Origin of the sequence: Faucicola mancuniensis (assembly GCF_046523945.1) — a bacterium.
Taxonomy (GTDB): Bacteria; Pseudomonadota; Gammaproteobacteria; order Pseudomonadales; family Moraxellaceae; genus Faucicola; species Faucicola mancuniensis.
In genome coordinates this window covers 1265249-1278962 of the sequence record NZ_CP171363.1, presented here as the reverse complement: position 1 = coordinate 1278962, position 13714 = coordinate 1265249, and the positions used below count along the sequence as shown (strand labels likewise).

Sequence of the window (13714 nt, the reverse complement as noted above, 5' to 3'; positions counted from 1 at the left end):
TATCATGTGTGTTTTTATAAATCATTGGCACTGTTGGCATCTACACTGGTTACTTCTTTGCCTGTTAACGGTTTGTCAAAAGGCACGTTGTACAGACGCAAGGTTTCTTTCATCACGTTTTTAAATACGGGTGCTGCGACCAAGCCGCCAAATTTTTGTAATTGCGGATTTTCCACCATAATCGCCACGACAAAGCGAGGGTTAGAGGCTGGGGCAATACCGACAAATGAAGTATGATATTGGTTATCATAATAACCGCCTTTTGGGTTCACACGTCTGGCTGTGCCTGTTTTACCTGCGACACGGTAGCCATCAATGGCGGCAAGGCGTGCCGTTCCACCTGCTTCGGTTACGCTTGACATCATATCCACGACCGCCAAGGCATCAGAATTTTTGATAATTTGTGTGCTGTCTGGCTTGGCAAATGGCACGGCGACATTGTTAAGACTGTGGCTATTGATGGCGTTATCACGGCTACTTCTTACCACAGTCAAAGGACGAAAAATACCGCCAGAGCCTAGCACTGTGTAGGCTTGTGCCAGTTGAGCCAGTGTTACGTTAAGTCCATAACCATAAGAGACTGTCGCTCGGCGTGCGATTTCATTGTTGTTGGGCGTAGGAACGTTGCCAGCCACTTCCCCCGGTAATTTCAGATTAGTTTTTTTGCCAAAACCAAATAGTTTTTGAGTTTCGCTCATGGTACTTGGTGGTAAAGACAAAGCGATTTTTGCCGAGCCGATATTACTGGATTTTTGGATAAGCTGACGTAAGCTAATCACACCCAAATTGCCGTGGTCTCTGATGGTATGCCCTTGCACATTCATGCTACCAGGGCTTGTGTTAATTTTTGAATTTAAATTATATTGCCCTGATTTTAACCCTGTCGCAACAGTAATAGGCTTCATCACCGAACCCGGTTCAAACATATCAATCAACGCATGATTTCGCTGATTTTCGTTGGTCATACTGTTTAAATCATTGGGGTTAAATGACGGCCAGTTTGACATGGCAAGCACTTCGCCAGAACTGACATCAACTATCATACCTGTCGCCCATTGGGCTTTTTGCAAACGCCCTGCACGCTCCAACTCTTGATACAAAATATATTGCAAGCGTGAATCAATGGTTAACTGAATGTCTTTGCCTGCAACTTCAGGTTTGATTTGTTTGATTTCTTTTAAACGGTTATTTTTGGCATCTTTCATTACCATCACTTCGCCAAAATCACCCGATAATTGCTCATCAAAAACCCGCTCAATCCCTGATTGTCCACGATAATGTCCGCCATCTTTGTCATCAGATTTTGACATAAAACCCAACAACTGTGCGTTTGGTTGTGGCTGTGGATAAAAACGTTGGTAAAAATACTCCACATTCACCCCTGCAAAGTCGGCATTTATCACACCTTGGGCGTTTTCTGGACTGACATTTTTCATCAACATAAAATAATGCGAACCTGCCCCATTTGGTAACACGGATTTGACCGCTTCTTCGTCCGAAAAATCTATGTTGTTGTTAATTTGTACCGCATGTTTGAACTGATTGACATCGATTCCTGTTAATGCTGATAATCGTTGCAAATCCATGTTTTGCAGACGTTTGGCAACTCGTGCTTTATTTTCATTCACCACTTTACTGGGGGTGGATTTGTTTAATTCTTCTTCACTCTTTTTTAAACTGTAGTACTCAACTGCATAATCGTGTGGGCTAAAAACGACCGTAACCAACGGTGCTGAAATCGCCAAAGGAATATTGTTTCTGTCAGTAATCATGCCACGATACGGCGACTGTTTGACCGTGGTGGTAATCAGTTGGTTGCCCTTTTCTTGGTAATAAGCTGGGTTAATCACTTGCACATATGCCAAACGGCTAAACAATGCCCCAAAACACAGCACCATCAACAACCAAACCAATTTAAAACGTGGGTTGTCCGTTTCCACGCTGGCTCGCATGGACGCACCTGCATTTTTGCGTTTGGTTGTGGTAGTTTTTTGGGTGGTTTTTTTATTTTTTGACAGCTTAAACATAATATAGTTACATCAGTGAATTAATGTTGAGTATTTTAGTCAATTACAATGGGTTTAACATCTTCGTCAGAAGTTTTTTTGATGAATTTCTTGTCCATTGTTATTAATAATCATACGGTCAGACACGTTGGGATAAAACATATTTAACTCAGTAACCGCACGATTGGTAACTTGAGGCGTGGCACTAAATGCCTGTTGTTCAATCAACATTTGTTGGTGTTCAATCTGAAGTGCACGAAAATCTTTTTTTAACTGTTGCAACTGTCCGTATTCTTGGTGATATTGTTGCACCTGTTCAACCGTTTGCACCCCTGTCCACAAAATCGCAATAATCAAAAAAATCATCGCAATGCTGTATAAACTCATGCCACGATATTCGGCATTAAGTACATCATTGATATTTTGTTGAATGCCATCTTGATTCACGCCTGTTGTGCCACGGTGCGGTGTTAATTTAGTGGAATTTTGTTGGTTTTTTTTAGCAAAGATTGCCTTAGCGACCTGCACATTGTCCATAAAACTGGCTTTATCAGGATTTGACTGAGAATTTTTTGCGTTGTTTAAAAAGGTTGCATTGGATTTTAGCATAACAAACTGCTTGACTGTGAAAAAATTAAAAAAAACGGTTAAAAAACAATATCAGTGCGACTTGCCGACCTTAGCCACGCACTTCTGGCTCGTGGGTTTTGCTTAACTTCGCCATCGCTTGGGGCGGTGCGTTCGGGTTTTGTCAGATATTTTGGGCGTTTTGGCGGTATCGGCAACTGCTCATCTTCTGGGTATTGCCCCTTGCTGTGCTTTTGCAAAAACTGCTTAATGCGTCTGTCTTCTAGCGAATGAAAGCTAATCACCGCAAGCCGTCCATTTGGTTTTAGCACGGTCAAACTTGCGTCCAAAAACGTCTCCACATCACCCAATTCATTGTTAATAAAAATCCGCATGGCTTGAAAACTCTGGGTTGCAGGGTGTTTGCCTTTTTGCCAATTTGGGTGGGCTTGTTTGATGGTTTCAGCAAGCTCTAATGTGGAATTGTAATTTTCCATCTGCTTAATCGCACGGGCAATCCTACGGCTATAGCGTTCTTCGCCATACTCAAAAAGCACATTAGCAAGCGTTTCTTCATCAACCATCTGTAGCCACTCGCCCACCGACTGCCCACGGCTGGTGTCCATTCGCATATCCACCACGCCATCACGCATAAAGCTAAAGCCACGACTGCCATCATCTAGCTGTGGACTAGACACGCCCAAATCCGCCATGATACCGTCCACTTTGTCAATATTTAAACTTGCTAACGCATTGATAATATTAGCAAAACTATCATGCACGACTTTGATACGGCTGTCGTTTTTTGCCAAGTTTTTGGCAACTGCTATCGCTTGTGGGTCTTTGTCAAACACCACCAAAACCGCATCATCGGCAAGGTATTCAAGCAACAATCGGCTATGTCCGCCACGCCCAAAGGTTGCATCCACAAAAATGCCCGATTTTTTTGGCAAATTTTTTTGCAAATCATCTACTTTTTTTACACCCAAAACACTAGCAACCGTTTCTTTTAACAAAACCGTTTCATGCAAAAAATAAGACTTTTGTTCGCTATTAGACATGGCGTTACCTAAAATAAAATTTAACTGCTTATTATCGCTTACCTAGCGACAGGGTCAAGTAAAATCTTTGTTTTTTGTTGATTTTTTTTCAAATAAATGTTTCAAAATAACTTTCCTATTGTTGATTGTGTCAAATGTAACAATTTATGTCAAAAAATCGCTTTTTTTACAAAATTGCTTATCCTAGCAACAATTCATTACTTTTTTACCCTATTTTTGCCAATTTTTTTTGTTAAAATAATATCATAAGTTATTAAACGCAAATTGTTTAACAAAACTTAATTTTTACGTTGTGCTTTTGCATGACAATTTTTGGTAAATTAATTAAAAGGTAATGAACATGAAACTACAAACCATCGCTTTAACTGCTTTAACCATGACTGCCCTTGTCGGCACAGCCCACGCAGAATACAGTGCGACTGACGCTCATGAAGCGGACGCAAGCACCGTTTTAAAACGTGAAGTGTCTTATCAATGTCAAGGCAACAAAAAAACCAAAGTAACTTATGGCTTTAATGCTGAAAAATTGCCAACTTATGCCAGTATTTATGCCAACGGCAAAAACCGCTTTATGCCGATTAACCTTGACCGCTCAGACAGCGTAGATACGGTGTTTGGCGATGAAAATAACTATAGCTTGATGACCGAAGGTAGCAATGATTTCACTTTGTCAAACTACCACAAAGCCAATGTGAGCATTCAAAACGAAGCGTCAGAAATTATTTATAAAGACTGCCGTGTTACTTCGTTAAAAAAATTAAAATAAGCAGTTTTTTGTAAAATCAGCTTGTTGTAAAATTAACAAAATAGCCATGCGAAAGTGTGGCTATTTTTTTGGTTTTTATTTAACAATTTATGTTAGAATAATCACAATTTTTACTTAGAACCTGTATTCACAACGTTTTTGCAATGAAAAAGAAAACAAATATCCATTAAAAAAATATAAAATTTTACTGCGTAATGTTGTGAATACAGGTTCTTAATTTTTAATAAACAAACAGGTGCATTATGAGCAACTTTTTACCGATTGAAGAACAATTAGCCCTAATTGAACGTGGCGTGCAAGATATTTATTCTAAAGAAGATTTAATCAAAAAACTCAAAGCCAAACGCCCATTGCGTGTCAAACTTGGCATGGACCCGACCGCCCCAGATTTGCATTTTGGGCATACGGTGGTACTAAATAAATTGCGTCATTTTCAAGATTTGGGGCATGAAGTGCTGTTTTTGATTGGAGATTACACTGCTCGCATTGGCGACCCATCGGGCAAAAACGCCACTCGTCCGCCATTGACTGAAGAGCAAGTGAAAGCAAACGCCCAAACGTATGCCGACCAAGTTTTTAAAATTTTGGATAAAAGCAAAACCACGATTATGTTTAACTCAGACTGGTTTGGCAAAATGTCGGCAGGCGATATGATTGCATTGGCAAGTCAGCAGACGGTTTCTCGTATGCTTGAGCGTGATGATTTTTCAAAGCGTTATGAAAGCCAAACACCGATTTCTATTCATGAATTTTTGTATCCGCTCGTGCAAGGCTATGACAGCATTGCGATGAAAGCGGACGTGGAACTTGGTGGTACTGACCAAACCTTTAACGTGCTAATGGGGCGAACGCTACAATCTCGCTACGACCAAGAACCACAAGTGTGTATTACCATGCCAATTTTGGAAGGCTTAGACGGTGTGCAAAAAATGAGCAAATCGCTCGGCAATTACATCGGTATCAATGACCCTGCGGGTATGATGTACCAAAAAATCCTGTCTATGCCTGATACGCTAATTGCTCGTTATTTTGAGTTGTTAAGTTTTAAACCGATGAGCGAAGTGAATGCTTTGCTTGATGAAATGGCGAACGGTCGCAATCCGCAAGAGATTAAGCGTATTTTGGCGTTGGAATTGATTGAGCGTTTTCATGATAAAGAATCGGCGGAAAACGCCCACAAATCGGCAGGCAATCGCTTAGCGGACGGTGAATTGCCGATTGATTTACCAGAAGTTACGCTAAGTTTAAATGGCGAAGAGCAATTGTTTATCGTTCAAGTGCTAAATCAAGCAGGGCTTGTCAAAAATTCAGCTCAAGCCAAAGACTTTTTGAAAAACAAGTCAGTGAAAGTGGATAATGAAATCGTGGACACAGGTTTTTCGCTAAAAGCTGGGCAAACGGTGATTATCCAAGCAGGGAAAAAGGCGTATGCGAAAGTAACGGTTGAGTGATTTTAAGGAAATAATATGCAACCTTGTGTTGAAGATTTAGCAAATGAATTGATTGAGGTTAAAAATAATCACCACGATGATACGGGTGATGATGGATAATCGTCATCGCTCGGTACAACTGCTCCATCAACAACACTCGCACCAAGGGGTGTGGCAAAGTCAAATTTGACAACGACCACTTAAAATCCGCCTTTGCCAACACATCTTTTGACAAGCCGTCCGCCCCACCAATCACAAACGCCATATCATCGCCCATTTGCATGGATTCGCTGATTTTGTCGGACAAATCTTCGGTGGACAGGTTTTTGCCACGCACATCAAGGCAAATCAACCGCTCTCGCTTGGCATTGGCATGGGCTTGCAAAATCAGACCGCCTTCAGTAATGGCATATTTTTCAAGCTCGCTCGCCGATGGATTTTTGCCACGTTTGCTCGCTGGGATTTCCACCATTTCGGTTGCAAGCATGGGTTGAATACGTTTATAATAATCGTCAAAACCCGTTTGCACCCATGTCGGCATTTTTTGCCCCACGGCTAAAATTCTCGCTTTCATCATCTCTCCCATTTTTGAAAAAATTTCATGGCATTGTAACAAAAAAACCGTATCATCATGCTATCTTTTTCACCTTTTGGCTGATAATAAAAATGGCAAAACGCACCTTAACCACCTATTTATGGAAAAACTTTGGCATTGTCATCGCAATTTCGCTATGTTTTGGCTTAATTTTGGCATTTTTTTGCAAAAATTGGCAAATTTCTGGCTTATTATTTGCTTTGACGCTGAGTTTTAGTCTAGGTTTCGGTATTTTTTGCATTTTTCTATTTTATCAATTACAACATTTGCAAAAATTTTTGGACAATTCGGAAAATCAGTTAGACAACAAAATCGGTTTAAACCCTTTTTTTGAAAAATCCGCCCTAAAAATCCAAAAAATTTCCCAAGAAAAACAAGAGCTTAGCGAACGACACCAACAGCTTGACACCATGCGAAAAGACTTTGTTGCCAATGTATCGCACGAATTACGCACGCCTTTGACGGTGCTAATGGGTTATCTTGAAACTTTTAGCGAACAGCCAGACCTTGAACCACGCTGGCAACGGGCGTTTTCACAAATGTCGCAACAAAGTTTACGCATGAAAAATATCATCAACGATTTGTTGCTGTTGTCAAAACTTGAAAATGACAACAACCTTGGCGAGATGAAAGAAATTGATATGCCAAGACTTTTGACCCAGTTGTTTGACGATGCCCAAGCCCAAAATCGTGATTTTGAACATCTCATTCATTTGGAAATTGACAGCCAAGCCCACCTACAAGGTTATGAAGATTATCTAACAAGTGCATTAAATAATCTTATCACCAACGCCATTAAATACACGCCCAAAGGCGGTGAAATTCATATCCGTTGGACGGAACAAGCCGATGGCTACCATTTTAGCGTGTCGGATAACGGTATCGGTATCGCACCTGAACACATTGAACGGCTGACCGAGCGGTTTTATCGTGTGGATAGCGGACGTAGCCGTGAAACAGGTGGGACGGGTTTGGGATTGGCGATTGTGAAGCATGTATTAAATCAACATCATGCAAAATTACATATTACATCTCAAATTGGCAAAAGCTCAACCTTTAGCATTATTTTTCCAAAATAATGGCGTAAATTTTATGTTAAACCGACAAAATTAAAATCCACATCAGGCTTTTTGCCCAACAAAATATCACTCATTGCCTTTGCTGAGCCGTTTGAATGCGTCCAACCCAGCGTACCATGTCCAGTATTCAGATACAGATTGTCAATCCGCCCTTGAGCATTGACCGCACGCCCAATAATTGGCACATTGGACGGTGTCATCGGTCGCAAGCCTGTCCAAAAATTTGGCTGTGAAAAATCCACCACATTACCAAATACTTGTTGTACTCTACGGCTAATTGCTTGACAACGCACCGCATTTAATGCCAAATTAAAACCATTAAACTCTGCCGTCCCTGCCACCCGCAAGCGTTCACCTAGCCGTGAATAAACCAATTTATACTCATCATCAATCAAACTGACATAGGGGGTTTTGTCTTTATCCACGACAGGATAAGTCGCAGAATAGCCTTTGGCAGGATAAATCGGCAAATGCACGCCCAAATCTTTTACCAAAAATGGACTATAACTGCCCATCGCCAACACATATTTGTCGGCAGTTAAGACTTGGCTTTGTTGTTCAGTAACAACTTTTACCCCTGTAATTTGTTGATTTTTAAATAAAAGTCGTTCAATCTGATGATTAAACAAAAATTGAACGCCTTGATTTTGGCAATGTTTGGCAAGCTCTTGGGTAAATTTTTTGGCATCGCCTGATTCATCAAGGGCGGTATAAGTCGCACCAACCAAATTGTCGGCACAACTGGCAAGGGCAGGCTCTAGCAAAATCGCCTGTTTCACGCTGATAATTTCACGGTCACAACCCAACTGTCGCATACGTTCGGTCGGAGCATGGGCTTGCTCAAACTCTTTTTTATCGGTGTAAAAGTGCATAATGCCTTTGGTTAAACAATCGTAATCAATGTGGGTTTGCTCTCGCACTTTTGTCAAAATTTGTCTAGAATACAGACCCAAATTAACCATTTGCACCAAGTTTTTATCGGCATTTATTGATTGACATTGTTGTAAAAACTGCCAACCCCATCGCCATAAATCCGCATCAAAATCTCGTCCAAACAAACGTTGCCAACGAAATAACAAGGGGGCATCTTCTTGCCATAGCCATTTTAATGCTTTCATCGGGGTGCTAGGATTTGCCCACGGCGTTGCATGACAAACCGATATTTGTCCACCATTGGCAAAAGACGTTTGTAGCCCAGCCCCACTTTCTTGCTCAATCACGGTAACGCTAAAGCCTGCTTGTGCCAGTTGCCAAGCGGTCGTTACACCCACAACGCCCGCACCTAGCACTATCACGTGCTGTGTCATATTTTTCTCATGGTTCTATTAAGTTGATTTTGATGAATATTTTGCCAAAATAAAACCCTTAAAGCAATGACTTTAAGGGTTTTTGAGCTTTGATAATCAACAATAACTTGTTATTATTTGCTAAGTTTGGCACTGATTTCACGCAGTAACAATACTTCTTCACTTGGCTCTGCTGGTGCTTCTGGCTCGGCTTCTGCTTGTTTACGCATTTTATTCATGCCTTTTACCAACATAAATACGATAAATGCCAAAATGATAAAATTAATCACAATGGTGATAAAATTGCCATAGGCAAGCACTGGCACACCGGCGGCTTTCAGGGCTTCGTAGGTCATCGCTGTGCCTTCTGGAACATTCCCCAACACTACAAACATATTGGTAAAATCAATCTTACCGCCCATAATCGCAGAGATGATTGGCATAATTACATCTTCAACCAATGACGTGGTGATTTTACCGAACGCACCACCGATAATCACACCGACAGCCAAATCCATCACATTGCCTTTTACCGCAAATTCTTTAAATTCTTGTAATATACTCATAAGAAAATACCCCAACCTAAGGTTGTTTTGTGTTTGTTGTATGTGAAAAAAATTTTTGTTATCACATTTTTAATTGAAAATTATAAATTCACTGTTTTCAAAATTATCAAATGAATAAATAACGGATCATATTATAAAAAATAGCTTGCATTGACAAGCTATTTTTTATTTATTTTTTAGATATTCTTAATTAATTTGTTCAATTAATTACCACGACTGTTGCGTTTACGGTCGTTTTCGGTCAAGTGTTTTTTACGCAGACGGATAGATTTTGGCGTAACTTCAACCAATTCATCATCTTCAATAAATTCTAACGCTTGTTCCAACGTAAAGATAATTGGTGGCGTTAAAATAATCGCATCGTCTGTACCACTTGCACGCACGTTGGTCAGCTGTTTGGCTTTGGTTGGGTTTACCACCATGTCATCGCTACGAGAGTTTTGACCGACAATCATGCCTTCGTATACTTCGGTTTGTGGCGACACGAACATACGTCCACGGTCTTGTAGGTTGAACAAGGCATAGCCTAACACCGTACCTGTCACCATCGATATTAACACACCGTTTTGGCGTTTTGCCACTTCGCCCGCTTTGACAGGACCATAGTGTGAAAAACTTGAAGTCATAATCCCTGTACCTGATGTCAAGGTCAAAAACTCTGAACGAAAACCAATCAGACCACGAGACGGCACGACCGCTTCAATACGGATACGACCTTTGCCGTCCACTTCCATATTGGTTAGTTCGCCTTTACGGTATCCCATTTGTTCCATTACCGCACCTTGATGTTGTTCTTCAACGTCAAAAATCACGTTTTCATACGGTTCTTGTTTTTCGCCATCAACTTCACGTACAATCACTTCTGGACGAGAAACGCCAAGTTCAAAACCTTCACGACGCATATTTTCAATCAATACCGATAAATGCAATTCGCCACGACCAGACACTTTAAATTTATCAGGACTGTCGGTATCTTCCACACGCAACGCCACATTGTGAATCAATTCACGCTCAAGACGTTCACGGATATTACGAGAAGTCACGAATTTGCCTTCTTTACCTGCAAATGGTGAGTTGTTTACTTGGAAAGTCATCGAAACAGTCGGCTCATCAACGCTTAACGCTGGTAAGGCTTCGACATTTTGTGGGTCGCAAATCGTGTCCGAGATATTTAACGCATCAATACCTGTGATACACACGATATCACCTGCTTGTGCCATCGGCACTTCAATACGCTCCAGACCGTGATAACCCATGATTTGCAAAATACGACCATTGCGTTTGTTGCCTTCTTTGTCAATCACGGTTACAGGCGTGTTGGTTTTTACCGAGCCACGTTGAATACGACCGATACCGATTAAACCTTTAAAATTGTCATAATCAAGGCTAGAAATTTGCATTTGGAACGGGCCCTCGGTATCCACGTGCGGTGGTTCTACCACATTGACAATCGTTTCAAACAACGGTTGCATATTTTCCGCCAATGCGTCAGGCTCTAATCCTGCAATGCCGTTCATCGCTGATGTATAAACAATCGGAAAATCCAACTGCTCATCGGTTGCACCCAAATTATCAAACAAATCAAACACTTGGTCCATCACCCAGTCTGGACGTGCCGATGGTTTGTCAATTTTGTTAATCACAACAATTGGTTTTAAGCCGCGCGCAAAGGCTTTTGATGTAACAAAACGTGTCTGTGGCATAGGACCATCAACCGCATCAACCAGCAATAGAACACAGTCCACCATCGACATCACACGTTCAACTTCGCCACCAAAGTCGGCGTGACCGGGGGTATCCACGATATTAATACGGTATTCTTGACCGTCTTTTGGATTGGTCCAACGGATTGCAGTGTTTTTGGCTAAAATAGTAATCCCACGCTCTTGCTCTAGGGCGTTTGAGTCCATCACACGCTCAACCTCGGCGGCACGCTCACCAAAAGTACCTGATTGTTGTAGAAGTTTGTCAACCAAAGTGGTTTTACCATGGTCAACGTGGGCAATAATCGCAATATTGCGAAGATTTTTGATAGAATCTGACATAAATTTCTCTTGATAAATTTTATAAAATAACAAAAAAGCTACCCGTTCAAGGGGTAGCTTTTCTGGTTTCTCATGCTAAAGATTATTGTACGTTCATATCTTTAGTTTGGGTAACTGTTTGAGTTTTGTTACCAGAGATAGTTGCGTATACACGACGGTTCATTGCTTGACCTTCTTTAGTCGCATTGTCAGCGATTGGACGGTCAAAACCATAACCTACTGTGCTGATACGTGCTGGGTTAATACCGAATTGGTTCACTAACACGCCTTTAACTGCGTTTGCACGAGCTTCTGATAAACGTTGGTTGTATTTTGCACTTGAACGTTTAGAGTTTTTAGAAGCATGACCTTCAATCGCAGCAGTTGCATTTGGATATTCATTCATTTTTTCTGCAACTTTTTGGATTTCTGGTTTGTATTGGTCTTTGATGATAGTTTTGTCATTGTCAAAGAATACACGCAATTCCATACGTAATTGGTCATCTGTTACCAATTGTTGTGGGCAGCCTTGTGCGTCAACAACGACATTTAATGGTGTGCCTGGACATTGGTCTAGGCTATCTACTACGCCGTCTTGGTCTTCGTCGCCTTCAGCTACGATAGTTGGTGCAACTGGTGCAACTGGTACAACTGTTGGCTCAACAACAGCTGCTGCTGGTGCTAAGTGTCCACCTAGAACAACGTTCAAGCCAGCCAATGCCATGCCTTCCCACCAGTTGTTGTCAAAGTTGTGGATAGCACGTGCTTCACCACGTAGGCTTAATGCATCGTTGATACGGTAGTAAGCACCTAGACCTAAGTTACCAATTGTATCTTTAGATTCTGCAACTTCAGTACCTGCTGCAACATTTTGACCGTTTGATTTAGTGTAAGCTTTTTTGTTTTTTACAGAGATATCAGACACACCCGCACCAACTAATACGTATGGTTTGAATGGGCTGTTAGTATAACCTGTGAAAGTTTCTGTACCAACGGTAACGTTACCTGAGTACATTTTTTGTTTTGCGTCAAAATCTAAACCAGCATTTTTTGAAACTTCATTTGCATAAGCGTCAGTATTTTTTTCGCCGTATTCAAGCTCTAATGCGATAGTTGGAGTTAACTCAATACCGATACCTGCACCTACATACAAATCGCTGTCTAATGCAACACCGTTACCACGACCACTAATTTTAGGGTCATTAGCTACTTGAGTGCTTAGAACAGTTTGAGTACCAGCATCTAAAGTACCACGTTGTTTTTTAGCAGTGTCAGAGATATCGTTAGATACATGATAGCCCAACATTAATGGGGTTACAGTTACGCCAGCAGATGCAGTAGCAGCGGCACTAGAAGCTAGAATCGCAAGCGCGATTTTGTTATATACTTTCATAATTCCTCCAGAAGGATTTGTCTTTAAGTTACAAATGATAGTCTACCTATCGTAAGTGAGTGCAAACCCACCCTAAAACTTCAGTTGTTAATAGCTTAACGTTTTATCATTAAAATAACAACCATTTTTTTATTTTTTCGTCAAATTATTACAAAAAACCTTAAAATCTTTATGGTTTTTGTATAAATTTGATTAAAAAATGCACACCAATAATAGATAGACTATACCAGTTGTTGATATGGTGGAATTTTAATGCAAAAAGATTTTTTTTGCTAGTCATCTGTGATATTTTATCACGAAAAACTACAATTATTTTACATTTTTTTACGTTTTTATATTTTTTTGTGGAAAATTATGATTTTTTTTCTTATGATAGTGATGATTTTTTGCTTTGGAATTTTATTTTGAAAAAAACTTGTGGATTTACTTTGATTGAGTTTTTGATAACGATGTCAGTTGTTGGGATTGTCGCTGCGATTGCCGTGCCGAGCTTTGTAGAACAGCTCAAAAAAATGGAAGCCCAAAGTGTCAATAATATATTGCAAACTTTTTTGGTAAATGCCAAGCAAGATGCGATGATTTATCAAAATATCTTAACCATATGTGCCGCTGATGCCAATCGGGTCTGTGTTGCGAGAAATGGTGAATTTTTATTAAGTTTTATTGATAAAAATGGCAATCATCGTTTTGATGATGGCGTGGATGCATTGCGTGAGTTTACAGCTGTGCCAAATCGTTATGGCAAGATACGCTTAAGTGTCGGTTTAAACAGGATTTATGTGGATTTTAAACCACAAAATGGCAATCCGATTGGGCATATGGGGCATATCAAATACTGCCCCAATGATTTAGAAACTCAAAATATGTTTAAAGTTACCTTTAGCAAAACAGGTATGATTAAAACCAAAAAGCATAGCGAAGATGCGACAGGTTGTTAAGTT

General features: G+C 40.5%; 12 protein-coding genes. 4 read left to right on the top strand and 8 right to left on the bottom strand.

Annotated features, from left to right (window positions below; all coding sequences use genetic code 11):
* Positions 1-14 precede the first annotated feature (14 nt).
* The 3 genes from ACGTJS_RS06275 to rsmH all read right to left on the bottom strand — a co-directional run bounded on the left by ACGTJS_RS06275 (position 15) and on the right by rsmH (position 3634).
* A complete protein-coding gene (locus tag ACGTJS_RS06275; protein WP_410473145.1) occupies positions 15-2027 on the bottom strand; it encodes a peptidoglycan D,D-transpeptidase FtsI family protein in 2013 nt (670 codons plus the stop codon).
* Positions 2028-2093: 66 nt separating this feature from the next.
* Complete coding sequence (locus ACGTJS_RS06270; RefSeq protein WP_410473144.1) at positions 2094-2615, bottom strand: cell division protein FtsL; 522 nt, start codon at positions 2613-2615, stop codon at positions 2094-2096.
* A 38-nt stretch (positions 2616-2653) separates the two neighbouring features.
* Positions 2654-3634, bottom strand: coding sequence for a 16S rRNA (cytosine(1402)-N(4))-methyltransferase RsmH (gene rsmH, locus ACGTJS_RS06265; RefSeq protein ID WP_315041130.1), 981 nt, complete (start codon positions 3632-3634; stop codon positions 2654-2656).
* A 340-nt stretch (positions 3635-3974) separates the two neighbouring features.
* Between rsmH and ACGTJS_RS06260 the strand changes: the two genes are divergently transcribed.
* Both ACGTJS_RS06260 and tyrS read left to right on the top strand, forming a co-directional pair.
* Positions 3975-4400, top strand: coding sequence for an adhesin (locus tag ACGTJS_RS06260; RefSeq protein WP_315041132.1), 426 nt, complete (start codon positions 3975-3977; stop codon positions 4398-4400).
* Between the two features lie 242 nt (positions 4401-4642).
* Positions 4643-5851, top strand: coding sequence for a tyrosine--tRNA ligase (gene tyrS / locus ACGTJS_RS06255; RefSeq protein ID WP_315041134.1), 1209 nt, complete (start codon positions 4643-4645; stop codon positions 5849-5851).
* Between the two features lie 58 nt (positions 5852-5909).
* Here tyrS and rlmH read toward each other — a convergent pair whose 3' ends face one another.
* Complete coding sequence (gene rlmH / locus ACGTJS_RS06250; RefSeq protein ID WP_315041135.1) at positions 5910-6404, bottom strand: 23S rRNA (pseudouridine(1915)-N(3))-methyltransferase RlmH; 495 nt, start codon at positions 6402-6404, stop codon at positions 5910-5912.
* Between the two features lie 92 nt (positions 6405-6496).
* Here rlmH and phoR point away from each other — a divergent pair, with 92 nt between their 5' ends.
* Positions 6497-7504 carry a phosphate regulon sensor histidine kinase PhoR gene (gene phoR, locus ACGTJS_RS06245; RefSeq protein WP_410473143.1) on the top strand — a complete coding sequence of 336 codons (1008 nt, stop codon included), beginning with the start codon at positions 6497-6499 and terminating at the stop codon, positions 7502-7504.
* A gap of 11 nt (positions 7505-7515) precedes the next feature.
* On the opposite strand, the gene ACGTJS_RS06240 is transcribed toward phoR, so the two are convergent.
* From ACGTJS_RS06240 to ACGTJS_RS06225, 4 genes are all read right to left on the bottom strand, one after another.
* Complete coding sequence (locus tag ACGTJS_RS06240) at positions 7516-8811, bottom strand: D-amino acid dehydrogenase (RefSeq protein ID WP_410473142.1); 1296 nt, start codon at positions 8809-8811, stop codon at positions 7516-7518.
* Between the two features lie 113 nt (positions 8812-8924).
* A complete protein-coding gene (gene mscL, locus ACGTJS_RS06235; protein WP_410473141.1) occupies positions 8925-9356 on the bottom strand; it encodes a large conductance mechanosensitive channel protein MscL in 432 nt (143 codons plus the stop codon).
* A gap of 203 nt (positions 9357-9559) precedes the next feature.
* A complete protein-coding gene (gene typA, locus ACGTJS_RS06230; RefSeq protein WP_410473140.1) occupies positions 9560-11401 on the bottom strand; it encodes a translational GTPase TypA in 1842 nt (613 codons plus the stop codon).
* A gap of 82 nt (positions 11402-11483) precedes the next feature.
* A complete protein-coding gene (locus ACGTJS_RS06225; protein ID WP_410473139.1) occupies positions 11484-12773 on the bottom strand; it encodes an OmpA family protein in 1290 nt (429 codons plus the stop codon).
* A gap of 404 nt (positions 12774-13177) precedes the next feature.
* On the opposite strand from ACGTJS_RS06225, the gene ACGTJS_RS06220 reads away from it, so the two are divergent.
* Positions 13178-13711, top strand: coding sequence for a Tfp pilus assembly protein FimT/FimU (locus ACGTJS_RS06220; RefSeq protein WP_410473138.1), 534 nt, complete (start codon positions 13178-13180; stop codon positions 13709-13711).
* Positions 13712-13714: the final 3 nt, after the last annotated feature.

Bases quoted from the DNA above. Each gene is read 5' to 3' on its own strand.
- phoR (WP_410473143.1), top strand. From the start codon at position 6,497: ATGGCAAAACGCACCTTAACCACCTATTTATGGAAAAACTTTGGCATT.
- typA (WP_410473140.1), bottom strand. From the start codon at position 11,401: ATGTCAGATTCTATCAAAAATCTTCGCAATATTGCGATTATTGCCCAC.
- rsmH (WP_315041130.1), bottom strand. From the start codon at position 3,634: ATGTCTAATAGCGAACAAAAGTCTTATTTTTTGCATGAAACGGTTTTG.
- ACGTJS_RS06260 (WP_315041132.1), top strand. From the start codon at position 3,975: ATGAAACTACAAACCATCGCTTTAACTGCTTTAACCATGACTGCCCTT.
- ACGTJS_RS06275 (WP_410473145.1), bottom strand. From the start codon at position 2,027: ATGTTTAAGCTGTCAAAAAATAAAAAAACCACCCAAAAAACTACCACA.
- ACGTJS_RS06225 (WP_410473139.1), bottom strand. From the start codon at position 12,773: ATGAAAGTATATAACAAAATCGCGCTTGCGATTCTAGCTTCTAGTGCC.
- tyrS (WP_315041134.1), top strand. From the start codon at position 4,643: ATGAGCAACTTTTTACCGATTGAAGAACAATTAGCCCTAATTGAACGT.
- rlmH (WP_315041135.1), bottom strand. From the start codon at position 6,404: ATGAAAGCGAGAATTTTAGCCGTGGGGCAAAAAATGCCGACATGGGTG.
- ACGTJS_RS06270 (WP_410473144.1), bottom strand. From the start codon at position 2,615: ATGCTAAAATCCAATGCAACCTTTTTAAACAACGCAAAAAATTCTCAG.
- ACGTJS_RS06240 (WP_410473142.1), bottom strand. From the start codon at position 8,811: ATGACACAGCACGTGATAGTGCTAGGTGCGGGCGTTGTGGGTGTAACG.
- mscL (WP_410473141.1), bottom strand. From the start codon at position 9,356: ATGAGTATATTACAAGAATTTAAAGAATTTGCGGTAAAAGGCAATGTG.